The sequence below is a fragment of the Roseisolibacter sp. H3M3-2 genome (assembly GCF_029211165.1).
In the GTDB taxonomy this organism is placed as follows: domain Bacteria; phylum Gemmatimonadota; class Gemmatimonadetes; order Gemmatimonadales; family Gemmatimonadaceae; genus Roseisolibacter.
On sequence record NZ_JARGEK010000351.1, the window covers coordinates 1 to 5,028 of the forward strand.

Sequence of the window (5,028 nt, forward strand, 5' to 3'; positions counted from 1 at the left end):
CCGACCCCAGCTCGTCGAGCGCCGGGTCGCGCGCCCCCTCCCGCTCCGCCGCCAGCTCGATGCCGTCGTCGGGGAGCGTCGCCAGCACCGCCGGCGCCCCCACCGCGCGTGCGGCCAGCCGCAGCACCCGCGCTTCGGCGCGGGACCCGCCGCCCGAGGAGGCGTCGGCGGGGTCCGCGTCCCACGCGCCCGGGACGGGCGGCGCGGACGGCGGATCGAGGCGTGCGGTCATGGGGCGGCGGACGCGGGAGGGGGTGCGGCGGGACCTACGTGCGTCTGCCGGCAGGACGCGCACCAGCTGAACGACCGCTGGCGCGCGGCGGTGCCATCAGGGAGTGTACGGGCGCGCGCGGCGGCCCGAAACGGTCGGCGCGCCCACTCAGGCGGCCCCGACCTTGCGGTCCGCCCCACCCGTCGCACTGCAACATATCGTACGTGTCACGAACGCCGCTCCGCGCATGACCTCCCCCCCCGCCGCCCCGGCCGACGACGGCGCGCCGCACGCCGCCCGGCGCGGCGCCGCGCGCGGCGTGAGCGCCCACGCGGTCCTCCGCGCCGGGGCGGCGGCGGCCGCCGGGCCCCGCGGGCGCCGCGGCTCCCCCCTCCTGGTCTTCCTCGCTGGGGCGCTGTGCACGCTCGCCGTGGCCGTCTTCGTCGCCCGGAGCGGGCGGGCGCGCACGCTCGCCCGCTTCGACAACGCGGTGCGGTCGACCGAGGAGCGCGTCCGCGAGCGGCTCGCCACCCACCTCGCGCTGCTGCACGGCGCCGCCGCCCTCGTGGCCGCCGACTCGGCGCTCGACGGCGACGCCTTCGCGCGCTACGTCGCCACCCTCGACCTCCCGGCCCGCTACCCGGGGCTGCGCGCCCTCGGCTGGGCCCCGCGCGCCGCCGCCCCCGACGGCCGGGAGGCGGTGGCGATCGCCTTCCTCCAACCGCTCGACGCCACCAACCGCGGCGTCGTCGGCTACGACATGTGGGGGGACCCGACGCGGCGCGAGGCGATGGCGCGCGCCCGCGACGCCGCCGCCCCCGCCATCACGGGCCCCGTCGTGCTGCGCAACGCGGGCGACGGGGCGGCCGGGCTGCTGCTCTACCTCCCCGTCTACCGCGGCGCCGCGCCGGCCGACACGGCGGGGCGGCGCGCCGCGCTCGCCGGCTTCGTCTACGCCGCCTTCCGCACGCAGGCGCTGTTCGCCGGTATCCTCGACGCGGCGGAGGCGCCGCGCGTCGCGCTGCGCGTCTTCGACGGCGCAGACACCCTCGCCCCCGGCGCGCTGCTCGTCGACTCGCGCGGCCCCGACGGCCGCGCCGGGGCGCCCGAGTCGCCCGAGGTGCTGCGGGCCGTGCGCGCGGTCGCGGTGTGGGGGCGCCCGTGGACGTTCGCCTTCACCGACCAGCCGCAGGAGGCCGACCCGTCGCGCACCGCGCTGGCGGTGCTGATCGGCGTCCTCGGCCTCGGCGTCAGCGCCGCCCTCGCCGCCCTCACGCGGCGCGAGGTGCGCGCCCGCGCCCACGCCGAGCAGAGCGACGCGATGCGCAGCCGCTTCTTCGCGGCCATGAGCCACGAGCTGCGCACCCCGATCAACGCGATCCTCGGCTACAACGACCTGATCCTCGCCGGGATCTACGGCCCGCTCCCCGACGCGCACGCCGACGGGATCCGCCGCAGCCAGCGCGCCGCGCGCCACCTGCACGAGCTGGTGAACGACGTCCTCGACCTGAGCAAGCTGGAGGCGGGGAAGGTCGAGGTCGCGCCCGAGCCGGTGCGCCTCGACGAGCTGCTCGAGGACCTGATGACCACGATCCGCCCGCTCGCCGAGGAGCGCGGCTGCCGCGTGGAGCTCGACCGCGCCCCGTGCGCGCTCTCCATCCGGACCGACCCGCGCCGGCTGCGGCAGATCCTGCTCAACCTGCTCTCCAACGCGACCAAGTTCGGCGCCGGGCACCCGGTGCGGATCGCGTGCGCCTGCCTGGCGCACGGCGACGTCCCGCCCGGGGGGCGCCGCCGCCGCACCGCCGGCGACGCGATCGTGATCTCGGTGGCCGACGGCGGGCCGGGGATTCCGCCCGCGGATCAGGAGCGCATCTTCGAGGAGTTCGTGCAGCTGCCCGGGGCGTCGGCGGGGGGCACGGGGCTCGGCCTCCCCATCTCGCGGCGCCTCGCGGAGCTGCTCGGCGGCACCCTCACCCTGGTCTCGGAGCCCGGCGCCGGCAGCGCGTTCCACGTGACGCTCCCCCGCGACGATCGTCGTCCCGCGAGGCGCTGACGCCGCAGCCGCGCGCGCCCTCCCCCCTGCTCGACCCCCTCCCTCCGAACGATGCGCGTCCTGATCATCGAGGACGACCGGATGCTCTCCCGGCTCGTCGAGCGCACCCTGGGCGAAGCCGGCTACGTCGTCGACGTCACGCCGAGCGCCGACGAGGGGCGCGACCGCGCGCTGGCGCACGAGTACGACGCCGTGCTGCTCGACCTCGAGCTCCCCGACCGCAGCGGGCTGGAGGTCGTGCGCGCCATGCGGCGCGAGGGGCGCGACACCCCGGTGCTCATCATGACCGGGCGCGACGACGACCAGGACATCGTGCGCGGGCTCGACGCCGGCGCCGACGACTACCTGCTCAAGCCGGTCAGCCCCGACGTCCTCAAGGCGCGGCTGCGGGCGGCGGTGCGGCGCGGGGGCGCCTCGCGCACCGACCAGCTCCAGATCGGCGACCTGACGATGAACCGGCTCGCCCGCACGGTGCGCGGCCCCCAGGGGGAGCTGTCGCTGACCCCCAAGGAGTTCGCGATGCTCGAGCACCTGATGCTGCGGGTCGAGGAGGTCTCCTCGCGCTCCGAGCTGCTGGAGCACGTCTGGAACATGAAGTTCGACCCGGGCTCGAACGTCGTCGACGCCCACGTGGCGCGCCTCCGGCAGAAGCTGCGCGGGGTGACCCGCCCGGAGATCCGCACCGCCCGCGGGGTCGGGTTCGTGCTCACCATGAAGGACTCCCCGGACCGCTGATCGGGCCGGCGGGTATGTTGGGGGGAGCGCCCGTCCGCCCCCCGCCCCGCCACGCCCGCCCGATGTCCCTCCGCCGCCGGCTCCTCGCCGCCGCGCTGCCGCTGGCCGCCCTCTCGGGCGCGGCCGCCGCGCAGGACGCCCCCCCCGCCGCCCAGCCCGACGGCGCCCGCCCCGCCCGCGCCGAGCACGCGCTCGTCAAGGAGGCGAAGGAGGCGCAGCGCGCGTTCGAGCGCACGCGCCGCAACGGGCTGCGCTTCTACAACGGCGGCGCCGAGGCCCGCTGCGAGGAGCGCATCGGGCGCCTCTGCTACTGGAACAACAACGGCGACGTCCCGCCGCTCGACGAGCGCGCGGAGGTGGTCACCGAGCGCGAGGCGCTGCTCGAGCTGCTCGGCCGCGCCGCCGCCGCCGACCCGGGCGACGACTGGGTCGCCACGCAGCGCGTCCGCTACTACGACGAGGCCAAGCGCCCCGCCGACGCCGCGCGCGCCGGCGTCGCGTGCGCCGGCACGTCGTCGTGGTGCGCCGCGCTGCGCGGCACCGCGCACCACGTCGCCGGCCGCCACGGCGCCGCCGCCGCCGCGTTCGACAGCGCGCTCGCGCTCATGCCGGCCGCCGAGCGCTGCGCCTGGCGCGACGTCTCGCTCTGGCTCGCGAAGAAGGAGCAGGACGCCTACAAGGCGCTGGGCTGCGACGCGCGCGCCGGGTGGGAGTCGCGCTTCTGGTGGCTCGGCCAGCCGCTCTGGATGCTCGACGGCAACGACCTGCGCAGCGAGCTGTTCGCGCGCCGCGTCATCACGCGCGCCCACGCGATGGGCGGCATCCCGTACGACATGACGTACGGCGACGACATGATGGAGAGCGAGCTGCGCTACGGCTGGCCGGTCGCGTGGTCGGTGCAGACGGCGGGCGCGCTCGACCCGCGCGCGCCCTCGGTCATCGGCCACGAGCCGACGCCGAGCTACGACTTCACCCCGCGCGGCGGTGCGCTGGCCGCGCCGACGGCCGCCGACGCCGGCGAGTGGAAGCTCGACGAGGCGCTGCCGCGCATGCGCTACGCGCCGCGCTACGCCCCGCGCGGCTTCCTCGCGCTGCCGCACCAGTTCGCGCGCTTCCGCCGCGGCGACTCGCTGGTGGTCGTCGGCGCCTACGACGCCGAGACGGACCGCGACTGGGGCTCGGGGGCGATGCGGGTGGGGCTCGGCCTCGCCGACAGGACGCACGTGCGCGCGGTGGCGCGCCCCGCCGCCCGCGCGCCCCGCCGCGCGCCGAGCCGATGCTCGCCAGCCTCGAGGTGGTGGGCGAGAAGCAGCAGCGCGCCGCCCGGGCGCGCTACGCGCTGGAGCCGCTCGCCGCCGGCGGCGCGCTCTCCGACGTGCTCCTGCTGAAGAAGGGCGCCGGCACCGCCCCGACGCTCGACGCCGTCCTCGCCGACGCCCTCGGCTCGCGCGACATCGTCGCCGGCAGCACGATCGGGATCTACTGGGAGAGCTACACCCCCGCGTCGCCGAGCCGCCCGGCGGAGGTCTCGCTCACCGCCACGCGCCAGAACGTGTCGCGCCTCGAGCGCGCGCGCGCCGCGCTGCGCGTCGGGAGCGCCGTGCGCCCGGTCGCCGTCCGCTTCCAGGACACCGGCCGCCCCGACGGCCAGCCCGGCCGCTCGCTCACCGTCAGCTGGCCCGAGGTCCCGCCGGGGACGTACACGGTGGAGCTGATCGTGACGCCGCAGGGCGGGGTGGCGGCGACGTCGGCGTTCGAGGTGCGGGTGGTGAAGCGGGACTAGCTGCGGCCGCTGCGCTCTGCGGGGCTGCGGAAGTGCACGATCGCTCTTCCGCAGCCCCGCAGCGCCGCAGCAGTCCCCGTTAGCTTGGACGCCATGTCGCAGCCCGGCTCCCGCTCCGTCCCCGCCCCCGCCCCCCTCGACGCCGACACGCCCACCGTCGCCTGGGACGCCGGCGCGTACCGCGCCCTGGCCCGCGCCGCCGGCGACGACCCGGGCGCCGCGCGCGCCGCCGGGGCGCTCGCC

Annotated in this window: 5 protein-coding genes; 4 read left to right on the forward strand and 1 reads right to left on the reverse strand. The window is 77.9% G+C overall.

The genetic code is table 11. From position 1 onward, the window contains the following. Positions 1 to 232 (reverse strand): hypothetical protein (locus PYV61_RS20780; protein WP_275835225.1); only part of this gene is annotated, 232 nt, incomplete at its 3' end. 226 nt (positions 233 to 458) lie between these two features. Here PYV61_RS20780 and PYV61_RS20785 point away from each other — a divergent pair. The 4 genes from PYV61_RS20785 to PYV61_RS20800 all read left to right on the forward strand — a co-directional run bounded on the left by PYV61_RS20785 (position 459) and on the right by PYV61_RS20800 (position 4,785). After that, positions 459 to 2,267: a CHASE domain-containing protein gene (locus tag PYV61_RS20785; protein WP_275835227.1), complete on the forward strand. Its 1,809-nt coding sequence runs from the start codon at positions 459 to 461 to the stop codon at positions 2,265 to 2,267. Between the two features lie 51 nt (positions 2,268 to 2,318). Beyond that, complete coding sequence (locus tag PYV61_RS20790; protein WP_275835230.1) at positions 2,319 to 3,002, forward strand: response regulator transcription factor; 684 nt, start codon at positions 2,319 to 2,321, stop codon at positions 3,000 to 3,002. 62 nt (positions 3,003 to 3,064) lie between these two features. Continuing rightward, a complete protein-coding gene (locus PYV61_RS20795; RefSeq protein ID WP_275835232.1) occupies positions 3,065 to 4,390 on the forward strand; it encodes a hypothetical protein in 1,326 nt (441 codons plus the stop codon). Next, positions 4,279 to 4,785 (forward strand): hypothetical protein, encoded by a 507-nt coding sequence (locus tag PYV61_RS20800; RefSeq protein WP_275835233.1) that lies wholly within the window; start codon positions 4,279 to 4,281, stop codon positions 4,783 to 4,785. Before PYV61_RS20795 ends, PYV61_RS20800 begins: the two co-directional genes overlap by 112 nt. Positions 4,786 to 5,028 lie beyond the last annotated feature (243 nt).